The sequence below is a fragment of the Tsuneonella suprasediminis genome (assembly GCF_003605755.1).
In the GTDB taxonomy this organism is placed as follows: domain Bacteria; phylum Pseudomonadota; class Alphaproteobacteria; order Sphingomonadales; family Sphingomonadaceae; genus Tsuneonella; species Tsuneonella suprasediminis.
The window spans coordinates 69,280-91,981 of sequence record NZ_RAHJ01000004.1 but is presented as its reverse complement, the minus strand read 5'-3'; the positions used below and the strand labels follow the sequence as shown (position 1 = coordinate 91,981).

The window sequence follows — 22,702 nt, the reverse complement described above, 5'->3', positions numbered from 1 at the left end:
GATGGGGCGATCGGCAGAACCCGGCAGATCGGCTCGACCCCATACTCACCCCGATGCTCATCAATGAAGCTGGTCATCGCTTGAACGGGCGGTCGAGCTCCGCCTGGGCAAAATATGCAGAGGCCTTGCGCAGGATCTCGTTGGCCTGGCGCAGCTCGCGGTTCTCGCGTTCCAGCGCCTTCAGCTTGTCTGCAACCTCCACCGGTACGCCGGCACGCTTGCCGCTGTTCACCTCGGCTTTCTTCACCCACTCCAGCAACGTGTGCCCTGAACAGCCAATCATCGCCGCTATGGATGTGATCGCTGCCCACCGGGATGGATGCTCGCTCTCTTGGTCCAGAACCAGGCGGACTGCCCGCTCGCGAACTTCCGGTGCAAACTTGTTCGTCGTCTTGCTCATCGTAGACCCTTCCTCTCAGGAGTTAGGGCCTCCGACAATCCCGGGGCGGTTCAGGGTCAGCTAATCTCGTTTGTGCGTTCGATTAGGCGGCACGTCGTGAAGAAGGATCGCGTTCTTCGTGGAGATGGCATCAGCTTCCCTCCAGAGAACGATGCGGGGCACTGGGACGGAACCTCGGATCGGGAGATCATGGCGCAAGCAGAAGCTCTTAAATCAGCCTTACCGGATGAACAGGCTCGCGATGCCGTCGCACCAGTCACGCTACCTTCCTCATTCTCGGAACGGGCGTCGAAATACTGGGACGACAATCGCTGGTGGCTGGGGCTTCTTGGTCTCGGCCTTGGCGCGTTGAGCCTTGTCGCGGGCTTCATCGCCTAGTTTTCTCGGTTAGGTGGCGCTTGCTACCTAATACCGCACTTCCTGCCGAATCCCTCAGCAGAATAGCCCTCATAGACGCTGAGGCCGCAGATATGCGACGGCAGGCTGCGTTGCAGCGATGCTTGTAATGCTTCTGCCGAGCCACGGAACGTGAAGCGTCGACATTGTGTGGCTTTGGCAATCAGTCCTCTGATGCCAATGCGTCGCTGTCGTTTCAGTCCAAACCGTCTTCGTCAGGCAGGCTATGGAATTCGTGCCAAATTCCGTTGAGCACAGCTAGACTCACTGCAAGCCCAAGGCCAAGAACCCATGCGAAGTACCACATCTTAAATTCCTTCCGCAGACCGATCAGTAAAAGTCTGGATTCTGTTTGACTTCGTCTTCACTCACGCGGCCAAACATCACCTTGTAAGCCCATGCCGTGTAAAGCAGCACCAGCGGTAGGAACACGGCAGTAACCAGCAGCATGACAAATAGCGTCAGATGGCTGGAGGACGCGTTCCAGACAGTCAGGCTCGATTGCGGATCAATTGAACTTGGCAGGATGAAGGGGAACATCGATGCACCTACCGACCCGATAATCCCAAGATTGGCTGCAGATGAACCGGCAAATACGAGTGCGTCCTTGCCACTACGGATCCCGACCAGAGCGATCACAGGGCCGAGCAGGCCGAGGGCCGGCAAGATCGCGAGCATTGGGTAGGCAGAGTAATTTGACAGCCATGCACCGGCCTGAGCGGCGGCTTCTGCCATCAGCGGATTGGACGGTCCGTTCGGATCGATTTCTCCGATAGTTGCGAAGCCCAGATTGCCCATCGCGAGCCATACTCCCCCAAGCGCATAAAAGACCAGAGCGGCAATAGCGGCAAATGTCCCAAAGCGGATGGCGCGATCACGCACCGGCCCGTGGGTCAGCTTGATTGCCAGCCAGCCTGAACCGTGCAGCACGATCATCGCAACTGAGACGAGGCCGGCAAGAAGAGCAAAGGGTGAAAACAGGCCGAGCAGAGTGCCTTCGTAAAACGCGCGCAGATTGTCATCGAGGCGGAATGGTGCTCCGGTCAAGACGTTGCCCACGGCCACTCCGAAAACCAGTGCGGGGACGAAGCCGCCGATAAACAGGGCCCAGTCCCAGCGCGTACGCCAGGCGGCGTCGGGTTTTTTCGAGCGATACTTGAAGGCCACTGGCCGCAGGATCAGCGCCGCCAGAACGAGGAACATGGCGAGATAGAAGCCGGAAAAGCTGATGGCATACACGAACGGCCAGGCTGCGAAGATTGCCCCGCCGCCGAGAATAAACCAGACCTGATTTCCTTCCCAGGTTGCCCCGATGGTATTGATGACCTGACGTCGCTCGACATCGTTACGGGCAACAAAGGGCAGAAGGGCGCCCACGCCGAGATCGAACCCGTCGGTTAGCGCAAATCCGATTAGCAGAATGCCCATCAGGGCCCACCAAATGACACGCAGCGTTTCGTAGTCGAGTGGCATGACAAGTCTCCTCGGCGGTTTTATTCGGCGGGAACGGAGGTGATGGCGGCAGGTGTTTCCGGATCGGATGGGGCGTCGCCTCGTGCGCGCCATGGCGTGTAGGGCTCCGGACCTTTCCGTATCGTGCCGATCATAAGGCGGATTTCGATAACGGCCAGCATGCCATAGAGGAGCGTGAAGCCAATGATCGTAGTCCAAAGTTGCGATACCGTCAGGCTCGAAGCGCCCAGGAAGGTCGGCAGCACCCCTTCGATGGCCCAGGGCTGGCGTCCATATTCGGCCACGACCCAGCCAACTTCCGCTGCCAGCCACGGTAGTGGGATGGCGAATACTGCCAAGCGCAGGAACCATGTCTTATCGAACCGGCGGGCAGTGGAAATCCAGGTTGCGAATGCAAAGAATGCGATGAAGGCAAATCCCAACCCGGCCATAATACGGAACAGCCAGAAGAGCACAGGAACATTGGGCACCGTGCTCCACGCTGCCTTCGAAATGTCTGCGTCAGTCGCCTGAAGCGGATTTTCGACGAATCGCTTGAGCAGCAACGTGTATCCGAGATCGTATTTGTGCTTTTCGAACATTTCGCGTGCGGCGAGATCGTCCGGGTTCTTCTTCAGGATTTCGAGTGCGCGATAGGCTGGCAAGCCATTGCGGATACGATGATCTGCCCTTTCGACCAGCGGCGTGATTCCCATCACTTCCCCATGAAGGCTGCGGGTTGCAATCAGGCCCAGCACATAGGGGACTTTCACTTCATATTCTGTTTTGCGCCCTTCGTTGGACGGAATGCCGAATATTGCCAGCCCAGCCGGGCTTGGCTCTGTTTCCCAAGCGCCTTCGATCGAAGCGAGTTTCATCTGCTGGTTTTCCGTCAGCGCATAACCGCTCTCGTCGCCAAGCACGACAGCAGACAGTGACGATGCCAAACCAAAGGCTGCAGCAACAGCGAAGCTTCGCTTGGCGAGTCCGACATGGCGATTGCGGAGGAGGTACCAGGCGCTGACACCAAGTACGAATACTGATGCAGTGACGTAGCCTGCGCTGACCGTGTGAACGAATTTGGCTTGTGCTACCGGGTTGAAAAGAACCGCCATGAAGTCGGTCACTTCCATCCGCATTGTCTGCGGATTGAATTCTGCCCCTGTCGGGTGCTGCATCCAGCCATTGGCAATGAGAATCCATAGAGCCGAAAGGTTTGAACCGAGGGCAACCATGAAAGTTGTGAACAGGTGCTGCCGCTTCGTCAGGCGATCCCAGCCGAAAAACATCAGTCCCACGAACGTTGCTTCGAGGAAGAATGCCATCAGGCCTTCGATGGCCAGTGGTGCACCGAAGATATCTCCGACATAGTGGCTGTAATAAGACCAGTTGGTTCCGAACTCGAACTCCATGGTGAGGCCTGTTGCCACGCCGAGTACGAAGTTGATGCCAAACAACTTGCTCCAGAACCGTGTGATGTCTCGCCACACAGGGCGATTAGTCATCACATATACACTTTCCATAATTACAAGAATAAAGGAAAGGCCGAGAGTGAGCGGGACAAAGAGGAAATGGTACATCGCAGTCAATGCGAACTGGAGTCTGGAGAGTTCAACGACTGCCATTTCCACTGGATTTCTCCTGCTTCGACACTAAGGTTCGAGAAAATTTCCTGCCGCCAGCTACGCTCTCATAAGCAGCCAGTCAAGGAACTGATGTGCCGATAAACGCAACAATTATTGAAGTTATGTAAATGAAGAGGTTTTTGGCTCACCTATTCCTGCTGTTTGACACGGTGGGGGCGGCCGTGTTCGCTCTCGCACTGGCTCTAGCTGTATCAGCAATTGCGCGGGGCGGCGAGACTGTGATGTGGGTGCTCTGGGCGGCATTGCTTCTGGTTGCCAGTGGGCTGTTTCGCGCGATGGCGCTGGGTACGTCCGATATCACTGCCACTGGCAGAGCATCTTTCGTAGTTGCCGATCTCCGTGAAAGGTTGTTGCCGCACCTGCTTGCAGGCCGTGTGGTCATGCCGTTGGCACCGGGCAGTGCGGCAAGCGTGGCGATCGATCACGTTGAGGCTTTGCGGATGCGGGCAATACGATTCGATCCGGTTCGTATCGCTGCCGTTGCCGGGCCGGTGCTGGTGCTTGGCCTGACTGCATGTGCGTCGCTGGTTGCAGCAGCGATCCTGTTGTTCACGTTCGTTTTTTTTGTGCTGACTATGATCGTTACCGGCAGTGCTGCGGCGCGGGAGTCGGACGCGCAGCTGGCCGCATTGAATACCCTTTCGGGATTGCTGGAAGATCGCTTGCGACATTTGCCGATCATCCGCCATTTTGGCGCGGAAGAGCGCATTACCCGGCAAATCGGCATCTCCTCGCACAGCCTTTCGGATCGCACCGTTGCGGTGTTGCGGAAGGCCTTTTTATCGAGCGCAGCTCTGGAGTTTTTCGCGGCGCTCGCGGTGGCGCTTGTCGCGGTATATTGCGGGTTCAGCCTGCTCGGTCTGCTACCATTTCCGGATCCCGAACACCTGACTTTAGGCGAGGCATTTTTCGCCCTTGCGCTGGCGCCTGAGTTCTATTTGCCGATGCGGCGTCTGGCCGCAGCTTATCATGAGAAGCAACTGGGTGAGGCGGCGGATCGCGTTATCGAACCGTTGCTGGCGGAGGCTGACTTACCTGATGTTGCGACCGCTCCTTTTGCCGGGATCGACGTGCGTGGGCTGGAGGTCCGCTTTGGGGAACGCGTTATCGGTCCGGTTGATTTCGGTTTGGGTCAAAGTGGGATTCTCGTGCTGTCCGGGCCGACTGGCAGCGGCAAATCGACCATTCTTGCAACAATCGCGGGACAGATCGCGCCATCGGCAGGACAGGTCACTGTACAGGGAAGTGGTCTGCCGCCCGATCCCAGGACTATCGCATGGGCCGCCCAGCGGCCGCTCATTCTGCCCGGCACTCTTGCGGAGAATATTGCGATTGCCCGGCCTGATGCTTCGGCCGACACGGTCCGTCAGGTGGCGGATCGTGTCGGGTTGGGCGCAGTCATTGCCCGCAGAGGGATCGATCTGGCGCTGGATGCCAGCGGCGCGGGACTTTCCGGGGGAGAGCGGCGGCGGATCGGGATCGCGCGTGCAGTCGTGTCAGAGCGGCCCCTGATCCTGTTCGATGAACCGACTGCCGATCTCGACCGCGTGGCTGCGGAGGAAATCGTTGCTCTGCTGGCGCAACTGGCCACGACCCGCGCATTGGTAATCGCAACGCACGATCCGCGCCTGATGTCCCTTGGCGATAATGTGGTGCGGCTGTGACTGAACGTGAGATGCTGGACGAATTGCTCGCCGCGACTGGAGCCGGGCGTCGCAGGCTGCGAGTCGCCGGAGCTTGTGGTTTGCTCGCGAGCCTATCTGCGGTAGCGCTTCTCGGACTGTCAGGCTGGTTTCTGACGGCGGCAGGATTGGCGGGATTGGCGGGTGTCGCTGCGGTTCAGGCCTTCAACTACCTGATACCGTCCGCTGCGATCCGGTTGCTGGCTATTCTTCGCACGGTCGGACGTTATGGCGAACGATTGCTGGGCCATCAGGCTGCGTTGGAAGGTATGGCCGATCTGCGGACGCGGCTGTTTTCGCGGCGCGCTGCCATCGATACCCGTAAAGATGCGCGAGACCCACGGGCGGCGACCGCCATTCTGCTGGACGATATCGCGGCGCTTGAAGATATTGTCATACGAAGGCCTGCTGTTGTCGCAGGTATCGCGGGTGGTGTGGTGTCGGTTGCGCTCGTTGCGCTGGCGGGGTGGGGGGCTGCGTTGTTTCAGGCCGTGGCGCTGTTGTTCCTCCCAATGGCTATCCGAAAAATGGCGGAGCGCTTTACCGCAAAGCCATCGGCTGATGTCGCGGACCGGCTGATCGCGATGCGAGCCACCTTTACCGATTTCGTCGCCGCGCGATCGGAAATAGCAGCTTACGGTTTCACTCCACTTGTCATGAAACAACTGGAGCCAACCTTCCACGGATACGAAGCGGCCAAGGCAAGACTGTTGAGAGGGGAAGCGATCACGGCGGCCGCGCTTGTCTTATATACTGCGGTCGTTGTGGCTGGGGTGTTACTACTTGCAGATGGGGCGGTACCGCTCCTTGCTGCTGCCTTGCTCGCCAGCGCTGCGGGTACAGAGGCGGTGGCGGGTTTTTCGCGCAACGCTATGCGAAAATCGGGGATCGAAAAGTCGCTTGAGCGTTTGGCGACGTTGTCTCAGGCTTCTGACACAGTGCACGTATTCGCATCCGGCTCGCCAGTGGCAGAGCCGATAGGGGTCGGTGATCGAGCGATCGAGCCGGGAGAGCGGGTCGCAATCACCGGCATATCGGGTTCGGGCAAGACGCGTTTGCTGGAAGCGCTGGCCGGACTGCGATCACCTGACCGACTTTTGACGCTCAACGGGGTGCCGGTTGAAAGCGTTGACGCGGATCATCTGCGCCGTCAGTTCGCGCTGATGCCGCAGGATCCGATGCTGTTGATGGGCAGCATTGCGGACAATCTGCGAATTGCAGCACCTGCGTTGGACGAATCTGCGATGTTCAAGGCGCTCGCGGTTGCCTGCCTCGACGAACGGATTGCCGCCGCGCCTCAGGGTTTGAACACCTGGCTGGAACCTGATGGGGGGATACTATCGGGTGGGGAGCGCAAACGTCTGGCGCTGGCGCGGGCACTGCTTGCCGGTCGTCCCTGGCTCCTGCTCGATGAACCGACCGAAGGGCTGGATTCGGAAACCGAAATCAAAGTGGTCACCAATCTGGCCAGATGGCTGGATCAGACGGGGACCGGCTTGATCCTTGTGTCCCACCGTCCTTTCCCGCTGACGATGGCCGGGCGGGAACTGTCGCTGTGATGGCAGGCGGATGCGGCGACGCAATCGTACACAGGTGATCGCGCCGCCGCAGTTGCTGCTGTTACTTGCGATAATCCAGAGGTGGCTCACGGTCCCCTAGCAGCGACTGATATTTGTAGTTCGGACCCAGAGCTTGCTTGAATTCGGCCTTGGCTTGCGCGCGCAATTCAGGATTCGAATAAAGTTCAACTCCCATCAGCGCCATCGCCTTGGCGGCATGGTTGGCTCCTTTGAAGCCGATTGACATGCCACTTGCCGCGACTGCCTGCCAGCTATGCGCGGCGGTTCCGGGAACCCAAGTGGCCGTGCGGACGCTGACAGTGGGTACGGCGCTGGAAACATCGCCAACGTCAGTTGAACCATAGCTGGTTTTTACCCGGTATGGCTCTACCTGTCCTGCTTTTGCAAAAGGAGGGGCCTTCTCTCCCAGACTGGCCCGGAGCGTTTCCGCCCATGCTTTCTCCTGCGCGTTATAGGTGATGCCACCCATCCCCTGAAGGATTGCGCTCATCTTTTGTTGGAGTGAAGGGACAGGGCGGGTTGGATTGTTCCCGTGAATCACTTCCCAGTCAACTTTGGTTCCTGTGCCCATCGCGGCACCTTTGGCCGCCGCTTCGAGGCGGGGCCACAGTGCCCGTACCTCATCCGGGTCCGAATGACGGACGTAATAGAATACTTCCGCGAAATCGGGGACGACGTTCGGGGCCGATCCGCCTTCCGTGATGACGTAGTGGATGCGCGTATCCATGCTGGTGTGCTCGCGCATCATGTTGACCATCATGTTCATCGCCTCCACTCCGTCGAGCGCAGAGCGGCCCTTCTCGGGTGCGGCGGATGCATGGGAGGAAATGCCGTGAAACCGGAATTTGGCGGAACGGTTGGCCAGCGTACTGAGCGAAGGGGCCGCGTTGCTGTCGCTCGGATGCCAGTCGAGCACAAAGTCGGCGTCGTCGAACAGACCAGCGCGGGTCATGTAGACTTTGCCTGATCCGCCCTCTTCAGCCGGTGTGCCATACAGCCGAATGCGGCCGGGGGTTCCGGTCGCTTCCAGCCAACGCTTCAGAACGATCGCGGCGGTCAGCGAACCGGCGCCGAACAGATTGTGTCCACAGGCATGGCCGGCATGTTTCGTATCGATAGGATCGCGGGTCGCTTTATCCGACTGGGTAATGCCGGGCAGCGCATCGAATTCCGCCAGCACACCGATCACGGGCCCACCGGTGCCCCACTCGGCGATGAAAGCGGTGGGAATTCCGGCGACCCCGGATTTAATCGAAAAACCCTCTGCCTTGATCTCATTTTGCAGAAAACTGGATGACTTTTCTTCCAGATAGCCCAGTTCGGCGTTTTCCCAGATCTGGCGGGCAACCCGCGATGTGCGGCCCAGTTCGGCATCGACTGCCGCGCCTGCGTCATATGCTTCGCGCGCGAAGGCGGGGGCGGGTTGGAGGCAAAGGGCCAGCGCGGCCAGTGGCATAAGCGATTTCATCGTTTTCTTCTCCAGATAGCTGCGGCTGAATTGATCAAGTTATCTGCCGTTCGAGGGAAGCGGGCAGGGTCTGCCCAATCGGAGAGAGTGGTGTGTCTCAGACGTCGTCGGCCGACACGTATTCCTCGACATCGATCTCGCCCGACATCCGGCCGACGGCGACAGCGACGGCGGCATCGCCGGAAACGTTCGTCATCGTGCGCGCCATGTCGAGGATGTGATTGATCCCTGCGACAAATGCGATGGTTTCCAGCGGTACGCCAATCGAAGAAAGCACCAGGCTCATGATAATCAGGCCCGATCCCGGTACACCGGCCGCACCGATCGCGCCGAGCGTGGACGTCAGAATGATCATGACATAGGAAAGCCAGCTCAGTTCAATGCCGTAAACCTGTGCGCCGAACAGCGCGATTACGCCCAGATACATCGCGGTGCCGTTCATGTTGATCGTTGCGCCGAGGGCCACAGTGAAACTGGCAACCGAGTGCGAAACGCCGAGGTTCCGTTCGACGCAGCGCAAAGTCACGGGCAATGCCGCATTCGACGATGCAGTGGAGAACGCCACTGCCTGTGCATCGATGATACCACGATAGAAATCGATCACCGGCAGCCGCGCGATCAGGCGCAGGATCAGCGGATAGACAATCGCCAAAATGATGGCGCAACCGACATAATTGAGAGCGACAAGTTTGCTGAGCGGGATGAGCGCTTCGAACCCAAAAGTACCGGTAACCCATGCGATGAGCGCGAAGACGCCGAATGGGGCCAGCTCCATCACAAAAATCGTCATGTTCTGCATGACGATCGACCCGGCATTCATTGCCTGAGCAATCGGAGTTCCTTCCTCGCCCGATGCGAGAATGGCGATGCCGAACAGCACGGCGAAAACGATGACTGGCAAAACCGCCCCTTCCGCCATCGCCATAACCGGATTTTCAGGAACCAGCGAGATTACCATTCCGATCAGCGACTGATCGGGTGCCGGGGGAACGGCGGTGCCGACCGGCAAGTCGATCGAAAGGCCGACGCCCGGTTGCACTAAGGTCGCCAGCGTCATCCCTAACGTCACGGATATAAACGCCGTGGACATAAACAGCAGGAGCGCCTTCCCGCCGACGCTGCCTAACCGGCGCAAATCGCCGACAGCGGTCATCCCCGATACCAGTGAGAAGAAGATCAACGGGATAACCAGCATCTTGATCGCACGAATGAACAGATCGCCGATCCATCGCACCGCTTCGGCATCTTCGCCCAGGACAACGCCTGCGATGATGCCGCAGACCATTGCCAGCAGAACTCTTTTCCAGAGGGGCGATCCGAACCAGATGCGTAGCATATCGTATTTTTCTCCCGTGACTTTTATCGATTTCGGGCGGGGTAATGTATGGGACAGCCCAATTGTCGCGAAGGGCTATCTTACGCAGGCAATCGCTTCGATTTCCACATCGCCGGCCACCAGCCCACAGATAACCGTGGATCGGCAGGGGAAAGGCTCCGCAAAGAACTCGCGGTATACTTCGTTGAATGCGGGCATCAGCTTTGCATCCGTCAGCCATGCGGTCACTTTAACCACGTGGTCGAGCCGTAGGCCAGCTTCCGCCAGCACGGCTTCGAGATTGGCGAGTGCTTGCCGGGTCTGCGCTTCGATCCCACCCTCTACAATCGCACCGTCGCTGCCACGCGGTAGCTGGCCCGACGTGAAAACCAGATCCCCGGCGCGGCGGAAACGGCTGAGCGGAGGCGGCGAAGGATGAGTCATTCAAGATGTCTTTCTGATTTGGGCCGGTTGCCCGACCGATTGCTCCACCAGCGCAGAAACCCTTTCGGCGGAACCGGCAGCAAGGGTCCATCCGAGCATACCATGTCCCACATTCAGGAAGATTCGTTGCCCGGCCTGTGCGATTATTGGCTGAGAGTTGGGGGTCATTGGGCGCAGACCGGCCCACCCGGAGCCAATCGCCGTATAATCGACGGCATATGGCATTGCTGCCCTGGCCTGATCGATCAAGTGGCGCAGTCGTGCCGGATCGGGGGCCGGATCGCGGTTGTTCAACTCTGCCAGACCGGCAACCCGTATGGTATTGCCCAAACGACAGTACACGATCTTGCGGGCGGAATCGGTAATACTGACGGTCGGTGCATATTTGCCGGGCGGAGCGGTGAAGCTGTATCCTTTCATGGCCATGATTGGAGCACGAATTCCCAGAGGGGCGAGAAACCGTGGGGCTTGTGCGCCAAGACACACGACAACATTGCTGGCGGACAGTTCGTTGTCTTCGCCATCGAACACGATGATTTCGTCGCGCTGTTTCCTGATGCCTTTCGCGGAGAAGCGAAACACGGTTTTCACGCCATATCGTTTGACAAGGACAGTCAGCAGACCTTTGCAGAAGCGATAGGGATCACCGACTTCGTCATCAGGGGTCCAAAGTGCTCCAGCGATCGGTCCGGCGTCGTGCAGGGCCGGTTCGATGGCCATGGCTTGTGCCGGAGAGAGTATGTCCTGTTCGACCCCGGCCGTGCGTTTGATCCGGGTAACGGTGCGTGCATGGTCCAGACTGCCCTCATCTCTGAAGATATGCATCTTGCCCGGTGTCGTATGGGCGAAATCGAACGGATGCCGTTCGCGCAAATTGGCCATCGCAGCATGCGATTCGAGGCCGAGACGGAGCGTGGCCAGCGTATTGCTGTCAAACTGAGCCTGCGTGCAGTTTTTCAGAAACGCCAGTCCCCAACGGAAGAACTCCGGATCGGGGGACAGGCGGACACGAAATGCCGGATCGAATCCGGCGAAAAGAAAAGGCATTTTGCGAAGAAGTGACGGCTGAGCCAGTGCGTCTGTATAGGCATAGCTAAGCTGCGCTCCGTTCGCGAACGAGGCGCCTTGTGCCGGCCCGGTTTCGTGATCGACGATGGTCACTGAAAAGCCCCGCCGCGCGAGGGAATAGGCCGTAGTAATACCGACAACCCCTGCGCCGAGCACGAGTACGTCCAGACCTTTGTCCGATGTCGAAGGGAAGGGCGAATCTCTTTCACCCTGCATCGCTTCGCCCAGCATACCCCTTTTCATTCGGTGACATCTTTATCGCGGCGGATAAGGATAATTCCTTCTATGCCTCCCCGACCGACAAGGATCCGCGCGGGATCATCCGTGGGTGTGATCGACATTGAACCATCATGGTAACGGCCATCGTCCTGCGGTGTGAAGTGCCGGACAGTCGGCCTTGCAGTCAGGTCGGACGATATTTCTACTCGTAAACCATCCCCTTCGGGAACAAGGCGATAGTAGGATTCGAGCTGTTCCGAATAGAATGCGCCAGTAGGCATAGTGGCCGGGAAACCGGGATAACGGACGCCGCTGGCCGTTATGACATCGCGCAATTTCGCGCTGGCTGTCCAGTCGCCGCGGTTGCACAGGATCGCAAATGCCAGATGCTGGTCCGGCAGGCGCGTATATGCGTGTTTCAGCGCCTCTGCCGATCCTGTGTGTGTCACGACGTATTGGCCTCCCTTTTCGCCAAGGTGGAGGCCGCCACCGTAACTTAGCCCGTTTCCATCATCGGTCAGGCTGCCGTCGGCATAGCGACCGGGTGTCAGCATGATTTTGGCGATTCGCGGGGTCCACACCTTATGGCCGCGATCGATATCGTATTCGTATCGGGCCAGATCTTTCATCGACAGCATCAGGCCGCCCGATCCGCTGAACCGCGGGAAGGTATCACGCACTGCGAAACCTTCTCCGGAAGGAAGATAGCCGTGAGCGAAAGTGTCGGGACGAAGGTTATTATCGATGAAATAGGCGCTTTTCATGCCGATCGGTTTAAATATCGCAAGCTTGGCATAATCAGCGAACGGTTGGCCCGAAACGCGCTCAACAATTTCGGCAAGCAGCAGATAGCCGCCATTCGAATATCGATAGGCAGTGCCGGGCACGAAATCGGTATCTTGTTGTTGAAACAGCAAGTGCAGGGCCTGCTCTTTCGAAGCCCGTCCGACGTCGTTCATGCCAGCCAGGCGCAGCAGCCCGAGTGAATCGCGAATGCCCGATGTGTGATGCATCAGCATCCCCACAGTCACCGATGCGCGATAGGCGGGCAATTCCGGCAGATAGCGGCGCACATCATCATCCAGCGCCAATTTGCCTTGTGCGATCAAAGTCGCCGCCGCCAATGCTGTAAATTGCTTGGATATCGATGCCGCGTAAAACTGAGTGTCGCCATCGATTGGCCGTTGGCTTTCAATATCGGCGTAACCCTGAGCAATCACCTTTTGCGCGGAGCCGTCTTTGAAAGACCCGACAATACATCCCGGCGCAATTTCGTGCTGCTTGTCAGAGATGATTGCACGGATCGCCTGATCTGTTTCTGTCGCCGATGAACTGGCGGCAAAGCTATTCGAGACGGGCGACAGTGAAAGCATCAGGCCTGCAAGAATAGCGCAGGCATGGATCGACTGTTTTTGAACGAAGACAGACAAGTCAGTTCCTTGTTTGGCCTGTCACGCTGCGATGCAGCATGGGAAAACGAAGGGTGAAGCTGCCAGACCCGCAACACAAGGTCGAGTTTTTGGCATATCCATAACCATTGACTATGCATGCGATGATTTGGGTTGAGATGATGACACTGACCTGAAAACGGCAAGAATGACTTATAGTCTTGGCCAAGTAGAGCGGTGCCTGATTGTGAGGGGGCTAAAATCAACGAAAATTCTCGATTTGTGCAGCGCAACAAAATCTTGCCGGAGTATTCGCATTATCTATAATTTTCAGGCCGGGCGAAAAATATCGCTCTGGGAAAGCCTCAGCTCACCTTGCGATTCTATAACGATAGGCTATGGCTTTGCCAAATGTTGCTGCTTCGCATGCCCTGCGATCATTGCAAGATTGTTACGTCTTTGGATCGAAATAAGCGGGGAAAATTATGACGGGTAGTAATATGGGGCAGGCTTCGGTCGCTGGCGCAATGCGTCGAAGGAAGCAAATTTTGTGCGGAAGCACAGCGCTGATGATGTGCCTGATGCCTTCGCTGGCGTACGCGCAGGATAGCGCCCCCTCGAATTCATCTGAGCAGGCACAGGACAGCACCGATAATCAGGGTGCTATCGTCGTGACGGGCTCTCGCGTCGCACGTTCGGGGTTCGATAATCCCACGCCGACGACGATCATCAATGCCGAACAGATCGCCAACACCGGCCTGAACGATATCAGCGATGTGCTGATGCAGAGCCCGCAGATTGCCGTGGGTTTGGGATCGAGCAACGATACGTTCCAGCGTGATATTGGCGCCAGCTTCATCAACTTGCGCGGTCTGGGCGAAAACCGGACTCTGGTGCTCGTCGATGGGCGCCGCCGGGTGTCCGGTTCACGCGATGGGTCGCAGGTCGACGTCTCTGCCATTCCGACATCGATGATCAAGAGCGTCGAAGTCATCACCGGCGGCGCCTCAGCTGTCTATGGTGCCGATGCTGTTTCGGGTGTGGTGAACATCATCCTGAAGGACGATATCGAAGGGTTCGAAGTGTCGGGCCGTGTCGGTCTGTCTGACCGCGGTGACGGTGCGACCTACCGGATTTCGACGTCAGGCGGCGGACAATTTGCCGATGGCCGTGGTTCTGCCCGCTTTGGCCTGAACTACAGCAAGAGTGAGACGCTGAAATATACCGACCGCAGCTACACCTATGGTGAAGGTGCGCTGCGGTTTGTGAACAATCCCGACAACACCGGTCCAGACGACGGCATCCCCGATCGAATCGTCATCACCAACCCGCGCACCATTACGAGTTCGTATGAACCCAGCTTCGTCATTGGTGGCCAGCGGTATTATTATGATAATGGTCTGGCCACGCAATCCGGTGTCGATTGCTACGGCTCATACTGTTCGGGCGGCGACTACGGATACGACAATCGCGAACGTAATCTGCGGAATCCGCGGGAAAGCTTTTCTGCCATTGCGGGGCTGGAATACGAGCTGAGCGACAATATCACTGCGTTCACCGATTTCGAATTCTCCTTCGCCAACAGCGAGACCAACGGACAGGGGTTCTTCGATTCCAGCCTGACTCTGCAGCGCGATAACCCGACTCTGCCTGATGAAGTCACTGCGCTGATGGATGCCAACGGGCTTTCCACGCTCAAGGTCGGTTACGAAGGGGAATATATCTTCGGCAATCGTGAGCACGGCAACTCGCGCTATATCTACACCGTTACGGGCGGCTTGCGGGGCAAAGTGGCCAATTTCGACTGGGAAGCGTTCGCACAATACGGTCGCCGCGATCAGCGCTACAAGCGTGGAAACAGCCGTATCGAAAGCCGTTTCTACGAAGCGGTCGATGCGGTCATCGATCCCGATACCGGCGAAATGGTGTGCCGCAGCGAAGCCGCTCAGGCTGCCGGTTGTCGTCCGATCAGTGTGTTTGACGGCATGGTGTCCGACGAGGACAAAGCCTATTTCGAAGCGACTTTCATGCGTGAAGTCACCAACGAGCAGTTCCTTGCCGGTATTCAGGCGACTGGTAGCCTGATCGATCTGCCTGCGGGGCCGCTGGGTGTGGCCATCGGGGCAGAATATCGCCGGGATTCGCTCTCCACTCTGGACGATCCGCTGGGCGCGCGTGGCTTGCTTTACCGTACAGACAACGGTGGTGAGTCGGTCGATGCCAGTGCCGAAGTGGTCGAAGCATTTGCCGAATTCGTCGTCCCTGTTCTGAAAGACAGCTTCCTCGGCAAATCGCTGCAGGTCGAAGGTGCGGCGCGTTATTCGCACTATGACACCATCGGCAGCACTCTCGCGTGGAAACTGGGTGGCGAGTGGGCGCCGATCGACGATCTGCGTTTCCGCGTAACCCGTTCGCGCAGCGTTCGTGCACCGACCATCGTCGAGCTGTTCGCGCCTGAAACCATCGGTGCGCTGAATATTACGGCGGACCCGTGCGATGCGGCGGAAATCAACCAGAATCCCAATCGTCTGGCAAATTGCCGTGCGCTGGGCATTCCGGTTGGCTGGGTCGACCCGGCAGCTTCGCTGGCGCTGACCACGCGTCTGGGTGGCAACCCCGATCTTCAGGAAGAGACATCGAATTCGTGGACGGCGGGTGTAGTGACCAATCCTGTCGACGGCCTGACCCTGTCGGCGGACTGGTGGTCGATTAAGATCGACGATGCCATTCAGACGATCAGTGGCAATTCGATTGTCGAAAAGTGCGTCGATTCAGAATCGCTCGACAATCCGTTCTGTGCGCTGGTGACACGCGGAAACTTCGTCGGTTTGAGTGATCCCTATGTGATCTCGTCCATCGATCTGCGGCAGGTCAATGTCGGATCGCTGACGGCAAGAGGCGTCGATTTTGCGGCCAGTTATCACACATATCTCGACAAGATTTCGTCCAGCCTGCCCGGTCGCCTGACGGTCACAGCAACGCTCACCTATCTCGACAAGCTGGAAGAGCTGGTGGACGCGACGGACGAAACGACTCTGCTGATCAAGGACGGGGAATATGAAAACCCGACCTGGCGCGCCAACCTCAACCTCGGCTACGCGGTGGGCAATCTGCGGGCCAACTGGAAGGTTCGCTATATCGGCCCGTCGAGCCTCGATGTGGAAAAATCGGCCGAATATTACGGCGGCGTCACGGTCGACGAACGGTTTTACCACGACCTGTCGATCAACTACGAACTCGACGACGGCAGCAGCCTTCAGCTTGGTGTAAATAATCTGTTCGACGAGCATCCGCCGCAGACACCGTCCACTTACACCGGCGCCTATGGAAGCTCGCTGTTCGATAGCGTCGGGCGCTTCTTCTATCTTGGTGCTACCAAGAAGTTCTGATGCACCAATCGGTACGGCGGGCGGTCGCTTTGGCATCGTCCGCCGTCCGATGTTCTACTGTCATATGGAATATCCCGAAGCCGCAGGATTTTGATTTGGGGGGAATAGTTTGATGAGGATTATCGGCCTGATTACCTATGCCGCACTGACCGTGGGAGTTTTCGTCCCTGCCAGTGCCAGCGCGCAGGAGGAATATCGCGAACCGTCGCAGGAAGTGGCCGCAATCCTCGATATCCCGCCACCCCCGGCGGCGAGTGTCAGCCCGGATGGAAACTGGGCTGTTTTCACTACCTTGCAGGGAATGCCATCGATTGCCGATCGCGCCGTGCCGATGGCGCGGCTCGCTGGGGTGCGAGTGAACACCGCCACCAATGGCCCTTATGATGCGAAGCCATATGACCGTAGCTCCTCCTACACCGGGCGCGGGGTCGAATACCGTCTGGTCAACCTGAAAACCGGCGCAGAACAGCGGGTTGCATTGGCGGAGGCCAAGCTCGGCCCGCCAATGTGGGCGCCAGACAGCAGCCGGTTCGCCTTCCTCTACACCACGGCGAAGGGGATCGAACTGTGGGTGACCGATACCGCCAGCGGCAAGGCGCGGGCGCTGTCCGGGCCATCGATCAACGTCGCCAGCAGTATCGCCAGCACCTCTGACGGGCCGTGTGACTGGATGGCAGATAGCCGCCGCATTATGTGCCAGTTTATCCCGGAAAATCGCGGACCTGCGCCGGAAAGAGGTGTGCCGACCGGTCCGTCTGTGCAGCAGACCGATGGCAAGAAAGCGCCGGTGTGGACGTTCACTAACCTGCTCACCGACAAATATGACGAGCAGCTGTTCGATTATTACATGACATCGCAGCCGATGATCGTGGACGTTGTCAGCGGCAAGAAGACCCCGTTTGCCAAGGCCGGAATTTACGAAGGCCTGAAGCCGTCGGAGGATGGGCAGTACTATCTCTCGACCCGAATTGTCGGGCCTTATTCGTACCTTGTGCCTGCCAGCCGGTTTCCCAAGCAGGTCGAAATCCTGTCCGCCGATGGCAAAGTTGTGAAGCAACTGGCCGATGTGCCGATCAACAATGCCGGGCCGGAAAGCATGGGCTGGGCGCTGGCGGGGGCGCGGGGGCATCAGTGGCGGCCGACTTCGCCAGCGGCGGTGATGTATGTCGAGCCGCTCGATCAGGGAAATCCCGCTGTTTCAGCGGATTACCGCGACCGGGTGATGGTGCTGGAGGCGCCGTTCGACAGCGCACCACGCGAAGTGATGCGAACCGCCGACCGTATCGTCAGCGCGTCGGACGATCTTGATGGCACCGATCTGTTCGCGTTTGCTGACAACGGCCAGCAGGCAATGGTCAAGCAGTTCGCATGGGCCACGCGCGGAGAAAAAGTGTGGCTTGCCAACGCGATGCAGCCCACTTCCCAACCGACGTTGCTATGGTCGCACAATGCCGACGACTGGTATTCCGACCCCGGTTCGCCGGTGACGAGGCCGCAGGGCGGGGCGGTGCTGCGGCAGAATGGCGACTGGATTTATCTCGCAGGGCAGGGCGGTTCACCCGATGGGGACCACCCGTTTCTGGACCGGTTCAATCTGAAAACGCAGAAGTCAGAGCGGTTGTTTGCAACCTCTGGTGCGAGCTACGAGAATGTCGTCGCGGTGCTCGACGATCAGGCCAAGCGCTTGATTACACGATACGAAACCAGTCTGGACCCGGCGAACTATATCCTGCGCGATCTGGCGGCCAAGGACAGCAAGCCGCTGACCAATCTGCCGCGGCCCGAACATGCCTTGCGTTATTCGAGCAAGCAGTTGGTCAACTATGTCCGTTCGGATGGTGTGCCGCTGAGCGGGACCCTGTATCTGCCGCCTAACTATAAGAAAGGAAACAAGGTTCCCGCCATCGTCTGGGCCTATCCGCGGGAGTATGCCAGCAAGAGCGGGGCGGGGCAGGTGCGTGGTTCGCCCTATACCTATTCGGGACGTTCTAACCGGGTTTCAAGCGATTACATGCTGTTCCTGACACAAGGGTATGCCGTGCTGGCGAATGCGGCGATGCCGATTGTGGGCGGGTTGAAGGCCAACGATACTTATGTCGAACAACTGGTCGCCAATGCTCAGGCGGCGGTGGATATGCTGGTCGATCAAGGGGTTACGGACCGCAAGACGGTGGGCGTCGCCGGGCACAGTTATGGCGCGTTCATGACTGCTAACCTCTTGGCACACAGCGATATTTTCGCCGCCGGTTATGCTCTGAGCGGGGCTTACAACCGCACGCTGACACCGTTCGGGTTCCAGCGGGAACGGCGGACATATTGGCAGGCGCCGGAGGTCTATCAGGCGATGTCGCCGTTCATGCATGTGACCGATATCAACGAGCCGATCCTCCTTTTTCACGGAGAAATAGACAGCAATACAGGGACTTATCCGATTCAGTCGCAGCGGTTCTTCCATGCGCTGAAGGGCGTGGGGGCGACCGCCAAGCTGGAAATGCTGCCGTATGAAGACCATGCCTATGCCGCGCGGGAAAGCCGCCTGCATGTTCTGGCGGAAAGCTTCGACTGGTTCGACCAATATGTGAAGAACGCCAAATAAGGCATAAATATCAGATGTTTCCGGGTGGCTGGAATGCCGCCCGGAAATGCCGCATCCGCCCCCGACAGCGCGCGGATAGCAGCGGCCCAGCCCGGTACCCGGCACTGCATAGAACATCACCCGGCAGCGCCGCTCAGGCCCGGTTTCACCTACACCTTCACCACAAAATATGACGCGCAACACACTGTAATAGCATAGCTATTCTGCAAAACAGCCTCGGCTGCATCGCATATTGTCACACAGGCCGCCGCACTGCCCCGACAGGCGCCATTATTGGGCAGGTAAGTCCGGTTGCGCGCCCAAAATCGCCAAAAACCGGCAAAACCGGCAAAATCGCCAGCTCACCAGTCAGCCCGCAAGCTGTCCCGATCGGCCCCAACCACAGGCCCCCAATACCGGCCCGAATCAGACACCAATCGGCGTTCCTGATTCCGGCCCCTGATTCCGGCCCGGCCAACCAGCCCAATCACGGAACCGACCCGGCGCGGCTGCAACGCAGGTTACAAACCCCGCTTTGCAATCGCACCGGGATCGGGCGGGGATTATTGGGCGTCGGTGCCCGCCACCATCAGCGTGGCCAGAGTCAGTGTTTCGATCCCGGCTTTGATCGACCCTTTGGGCGAAGGCGCGAAATAGGGCGAGTGATTGACCGGCACCGGCTTTCCTTCGCTCTTGTACTTCGCGATCGTTTCGGGCGGAGTGCCGCCGATCCAGAAATAGACCGAGTTCGGCATCCCGGCGGCGACGAATTCGGAGTAATCCTCGCTTGCGCTGCCACCCGGTTCGCTGGCGGGGATGAACGCAACCCGGCTGTCGCCCAGCGCGCCCTTCAGCACAGTCGCGGCCCGTGCCGCCAGGTCGGGATCGTTGACGACCGATCCCGTGCCGTAAACGTGGGTCACTTCGGGGGCCGGGGCGCGTTCCATATCGGCGGCGGCCTTTGCCGTGCGGGCGACACCGTCGTTGATGATCTTGCGCGTTTCAGGATCGAACGAGCGCAGCGTCAGTTGCAGATCGGCATGATCGGGAATGATATTGGCGACCGAACCGGCATGGATCGAACCCACGCTGACCACGCCGAACTTCTTCGGGTCTTTCTGGCGGCTGATCGTGCTTTGCACCCCGGTGATGAAATGCCCGGCCTGCATGATCGGATCGATCGATTTGTCGGGCATCGAACCGTGGGCCCCGACACCGTGGAACCGCACGCTGATCCGGTCGGAGGCGGAGCTGATTACCCCCTGTTTGACCGAGATGGTGCCCAGCGTATCGGCACCGATGTGCGCGCCAAAGCCATAGTCGGGTTTAGGGAAGCGGGTGAACAGCCCGTCGTCCAGCATCGCTTTCGCGCCGGAGATGACCTCTTCCGCAGGCTGCGCCACGAACATCAGCGTGCCGTGCCAGCGATCCTTCATCGCCAGCAATGCCTCTGCCGTGCCAACCCACCATGCCATGTGAATATCGTGGCCGCACGAATGGTCGACGAAATAGGTATTGCCGTCCACTTCCTGCTGAACCTTGCTGGCATAAGGCAGGCCGGTCTTTTCCTCCATCGGCAGGGCATCCATATCGGTGCGGATCAGCACCACCGGGCCGGGGCCGTTGCGATAGAGCGCGACGACGCCGGTTTTGCCGACATTTTCGGTCACGTCGAAACCCAGCGCGCGCATCTTCTTCGCCAGAATGGCTGCGGTGCGCTTTTCCTGAAACGCCAGTTCGGGATGCTCGTGAATGTCCTTGTACATCGCTTCGAGCGCGGGATAGTTTTTGTCGAACGTCGCCTGCACTTGCGCCAGCGCGGCATTGGAATCGGCGTGGGTGGTGCTGGCGGCTGTATCGGTGTTGCTCGCAGCGGCCTGCGCGATGGTCGAAGTGCTCAGGATCATCCCGGCGGCGATCAGTTGCGGCAGGTATTTCATGTCTTTCCCCTTATTTCGAAACCGAGGGCGCAGCGGATGCGCCGTCCAGTCGGGCGTTGTCGCTGCGTTCCACCCGCAATGCGCCCGGGTGTTCGATAATGTCCGACAGCGCGGCAGTGTCACCCTGGCGGATCAGCCCGTAAACCGGGACATTGCGCAGGCTCTGATCTTTCAGCACGATGGTCTGGCTGGAATACCGGTTGGCGATACGGATCGCCTCTTCCAGCGGTTCGCCGTCGAAGAACAGCATCCCGTTGGTCCATACGACCGACAGATCGAGGTTCACTTCGCTGCTCGCCCCGATGAAACCCTGCGCCGATTTGCCATCGGGGTGCGATCCGAATTCCACCTGTTCGCCCTTGCGCGCCAGTCGGGCGATTTCGGACCCGGTTTCTTTATTCGAGGCGGCCACTGAAATGCGGATCACGCCATCGACCACAGTCACTTGCGCGGCCTTGCTCTTGTCGCGCAGGCGCACTTCGAAGGCGGTGCCCACTGCCATCACTTCGCCACCGGCGGCCTTCACGATAAACGGGCGCGCCTTGTTATGCGCCACGCGGAACAGCGCCTCCCCATCGATCAGGCGGATCAGGCGTTGCTTTTCCGTATAATGGACCGTGATGGTGCTTTCGGGGGCCAGCGTGACTTCCGAACCGTCGCTCAGCGCGATGATGCTGCGCTGCCCGCGTCCGGCGGTGTAGGTGTGGCCCGGCTCTTCGCGGTCGGTCACGGCAGCGGCCAGTTGCGTCAGGCCGGGCAGGGCCGCGGGGCCTTCGCGCTGGCTGTATATCACTGCGCCCGTGGTGAGGAACGCGGCAACCGCTGCCGCGGCGGCGAACCAGTGGCGCGACTTGCCGCGCGCGAACCAGCCGCCCTGTGGGGCATCGGCCATTTCATGCGACAGCGGCGGACGTTCGAAACGGCCCAGCTGATCCCAGAAATCGGCGGCCTCTTCCGCGTCTGCCGGGTGCAGTGCATTGGAGCGGTTGTCGAACAGGCGTTCGAACACTTCGGGCGCGCGTTCGCCCAGGCCGGTATGCCTGCGCTTCATGGCGCCTCTCCCGGCTGGCCGCGCAGGCGGATATAGAGGTGCGTCACGGCCCGGTTCAGATGTTTCTGCACCATGCGGTGACTGATGCCGAGCCGCTGCGCGACCGTGCCGGTATCGAGATCGTCGAACCGGCGCATAATGAACACGTCGCGGCAACGCGGCGACAGTTCGCCCAGCGCGGTTTCGAATGCGCCCTGCAAATCGGCCAGACCGGTGGCATCTTCCTGCTCGGGGCGAACGGGCAATTCGTCGACATCGATCGGCTGGATCGGCACACTGGCCATTTCGCGGCGATGGAGATCGGCCAGCAGGTTGCTGGCCACGCGGAACAGATAGGCCTGCGGCTGGTGCACCGCGTCGCTGCCGCTGCGGGCGAGCAGGCGGGCATAGGATTCCTGCACCAGATCGTCCACCAGATCGCGATCGGCCACCCGGCGCGAGACGAAACGGCGCAGCGCGGCGAGATGAATCGCCACTTCGCCGCCCGGATCGTCGTGATCGGGAATCGTTTTCGATTGCCGTTGCATACGGATTGCCCGCTATTCCCCTTTCCTAAGCTATGACGCAAAAGCGGCGCAATACGAACCCCCCGAACGTATGTTGCAAAAAAATTTCAAAATTTACAGTTCGGGGGTTCGCATTCTTGCCTGTCGTGCGTCTTCCATAGTGCAGGGCGATAAGGATCACGT

General features: G+C 59.0%; 16 protein-coding genes, 1 pseudogene and 1 other annotated feature. Of the genes and pseudogenes, 5 read left to right on the top strand and 12 right to left on the bottom strand.

Translation table 11 applies throughout. From position 1 onward, the window contains the following. A pseudogene (locus D6858_RS01870) lies at positions 1-400 on the bottom strand (transposase); the annotation flags it as partial. Continuing rightward, positions 3-119: a sequence feature (AL1L pseudoknot), on the bottom strand. Its footprint overlaps the pseudogene before it by 117 nt. 96 nt (positions 401-496) lie before the next feature. On the opposite strand from D6858_RS01870, the gene D6858_RS01865 reads away from it, so the two are divergent. After that, the gene (locus D6858_RS01865; protein WP_133305217.1) at positions 497-778 is read left to right on the top strand and encodes a hypothetical protein; all 282 of its coding nucleotides are present in this window, start codon (positions 497-499) and stop codon (positions 776-778) included. A 214-nt stretch (positions 779-992) separates the two neighbouring features. Here D6858_RS01865 and cydX read toward each other — a convergent pair whose 3' ends face one another. Genes cydX through D6858_RS01850 form a run of 3 tightly spaced genes read right to left on the bottom strand, consistent with a single transcriptional unit; the run spans position 993 to position 3,879 of the window. After that, positions 993-1,103 (bottom strand): cytochrome bd-I oxidase subunit CydX, encoded by a 111-nt coding sequence (gene cydX, locus D6858_RS01860; protein WP_120106669.1) that lies wholly within the window; start codon positions 1,101-1,103, stop codon positions 993-995. A gap of 23 nt (positions 1,104-1,126) precedes the next feature. Beyond that, positions 1,127-2,269, bottom strand: a complete 1,143-nt coding sequence (gene cydB, locus D6858_RS01855) for a cytochrome d ubiquinol oxidase subunit II (RefSeq protein ID WP_120106667.1) — start codon at positions 2,267-2,269, stop codon at positions 1,127-1,129. Positions 2,270-2,289: 20 nt separating this feature from the next. Beyond that, entirely contained in the window at positions 2,290-3,879 is a 1,590-nt protein-coding gene (locus D6858_RS01850) for a cytochrome ubiquinol oxidase subunit I (RefSeq protein ID WP_205664850.1), read from the bottom strand. A gap of 134 nt (positions 3,880-4,013) precedes the next feature. Here D6858_RS01850 and D6858_RS01845 point away from each other — a divergent pair, with 134 nt between their 5' ends. Beyond that, positions 4,014-5,558, top strand: a complete 1,545-nt coding sequence (locus D6858_RS01845) for an ATP-binding cassette domain-containing protein (protein WP_225081081.1) — start codon at positions 4,014-4,016, stop codon at positions 5,556-5,558. Continuing rightward, entirely contained in the window at positions 5,555-7,135 is a 1,581-nt protein-coding gene (locus tag D6858_RS01840; protein WP_225081082.1) for an amino acid ABC transporter ATP-binding/permease protein, read from the top strand. Before D6858_RS01845 ends, D6858_RS01840 begins: the two co-directional genes overlap by 4 nt. A gap of 61 nt (positions 7,136-7,196) precedes the next feature. Here the strand turns inward: D6858_RS01840 and D6858_RS01835 are convergent, their stop codons facing one another. The 5 genes from D6858_RS01835 to D6858_RS01815 all read right to left on the bottom strand — a co-directional run bounded on the left by D6858_RS01835 (position 7,197) and on the right by D6858_RS01815 (position 13,100). Next, positions 7,197-8,624, bottom strand: coding sequence for an amidohydrolase (locus tag D6858_RS01835; RefSeq protein ID WP_120106659.1), 1,428 nt, complete (start codon positions 8,622-8,624; stop codon positions 7,197-7,199). Positions 8,625-8,721: 97 nt separating this feature from the next. Continuing rightward, complete coding sequence (locus tag D6858_RS01830) at positions 8,722-9,960, bottom strand: dicarboxylate/amino acid:cation symporter (protein WP_120106657.1); 1,239 nt, start codon at positions 9,958-9,960, stop codon at positions 8,722-8,724. A gap of 75 nt (positions 9,961-10,035) precedes the next feature. After that, positions 10,036-10,383 (bottom strand): RidA family protein, encoded by a 348-nt coding sequence (locus D6858_RS01825; RefSeq protein ID WP_120106655.1) that lies wholly within the window; start codon positions 10,381-10,383, stop codon positions 10,036-10,038. After that, the gene (locus D6858_RS01820; RefSeq protein ID WP_240623638.1) at positions 10,384-11,694 is read right to left on the bottom strand and encodes an FAD-dependent oxidoreductase; all 1,311 of its coding nucleotides are present in this window, start codon (positions 11,692-11,694) and stop codon (positions 10,384-10,386) included. Continuing rightward, positions 11,691-13,100 carry a serine hydrolase domain-containing protein gene (locus D6858_RS01815; RefSeq protein WP_240623637.1) on the bottom strand — a complete coding sequence of 470 codons (1,410 nt, stop codon included), beginning with the start codon at positions 13,098-13,100 and terminating at the stop codon, positions 11,691-11,693. The genes D6858_RS01820 and D6858_RS01815 overlap by 4 nt, the downstream gene beginning before the upstream one ends. Before the next feature lie 506 nt (positions 13,101-13,606). Here D6858_RS01815 and D6858_RS01810 point away from each other — a divergent pair. Then, the gene (locus tag D6858_RS01810) at positions 13,607-16,447 is read left to right on the top strand and encodes a TonB-dependent receptor (protein ID WP_165859598.1); all 2,841 of its coding nucleotides are present in this window, start codon (positions 13,607-13,609) and stop codon (positions 16,445-16,447) included. Between the two features lie 112 nt (positions 16,448-16,559). Beyond that, complete coding sequence (locus D6858_RS01805; RefSeq protein ID WP_120106649.1) at positions 16,560-19,043, top strand: S9 family peptidase; 2,484 nt, start codon at positions 16,560-16,562, stop codon at positions 19,041-19,043. 542 nt (positions 19,044-19,585) lie between these two features. Here D6858_RS01805 and D6858_RS01800 read toward each other — a convergent pair. From D6858_RS01800 to D6858_RS01790, 3 genes are read right to left on the bottom strand one after another with little or no spacing between them, the layout of a single operon-like run. After that, on the bottom strand, positions 19,586-20,962 hold the full coding sequence (locus D6858_RS01800; protein ID WP_120106647.1) for an amidohydrolase: 1,377 nt from the start codon (positions 20,960-20,962) through the stop codon (positions 19,586-19,588). A gap of 10 nt (positions 20,963-20,972) precedes the next feature. Next, positions 20,973-22,013, bottom strand: coding sequence for a FecR family protein (locus D6858_RS01795; RefSeq protein WP_120106645.1), 1,041 nt, complete (start codon positions 22,011-22,013; stop codon positions 20,973-20,975). Beyond that, positions 22,010-22,540, bottom strand: coding sequence for a sigma-70 family RNA polymerase sigma factor (locus D6858_RS01790; protein WP_120106642.1), 531 nt, complete (start codon positions 22,538-22,540; stop codon positions 22,010-22,012). The genes D6858_RS01795 and D6858_RS01790 overlap by 4 nt, the downstream gene beginning before the upstream one ends. Positions 22,541-22,702 lie beyond the last annotated feature (162 nt).

Coding starts and splice junctions, on each gene's coding strand:
- cydB (WP_120106667.1), bottom strand. CDS start 2,269: ATGCCACTCGACTACGAAACGCTGCGTGTCATTTGGTGGGCCCTGATG.
- D6858_RS01795 (WP_120106645.1), bottom strand. CDS start 22,013: ATGAAGCGCAGGCATACCGGCCTGGGCGAACGCGCGCCCGAAGTGTTC.
- cydX (WP_120106669.1), bottom strand. CDS start 1,103: ATGTGGTACTTCGCATGGGTTCTTGGCCTTGGGCTTGCAGTGAGTCTA.
- D6858_RS01820 (WP_240623638.1), bottom strand. CDS start 11,694: ATGAAAAGGGGTATGCTGGGCGAAGCGATGCAGGGTGAAAGAGATTCG.
- D6858_RS01835 (WP_120106659.1), bottom strand. CDS start 8,624: ATGAAATCGCTTATGCCACTGGCCGCGCTGGCCCTTTGCCTCCAACCC.
- D6858_RS01830 (WP_120106657.1), bottom strand. CDS start 9,960: ATGCTACGCATCTGGTTCGGATCGCCCCTCTGGAAAAGAGTTCTGCTG.
- D6858_RS01800 (WP_120106647.1), bottom strand. CDS start 20,962: ATGAAATACCTGCCGCAACTGATCGCCGCCGGGATGATCCTGAGCACT.
- D6858_RS01805 (WP_120106649.1), top strand. CDS start 16,560: ATGAGGATTATCGGCCTGATTACCTATGCCGCACTGACCGTGGGAGTT.
- D6858_RS01790 (WP_120106642.1), bottom strand. CDS start 22,540: ATGCAACGGCAATCGAAAACGATTCCCGATCACGACGATCCGGGCGGC.
- D6858_RS01825 (WP_120106655.1), bottom strand. CDS start 10,383: ATGACTCATCCTTCGCCGCCTCCGCTCAGCCGTTTCCGCCGCGCCGGG.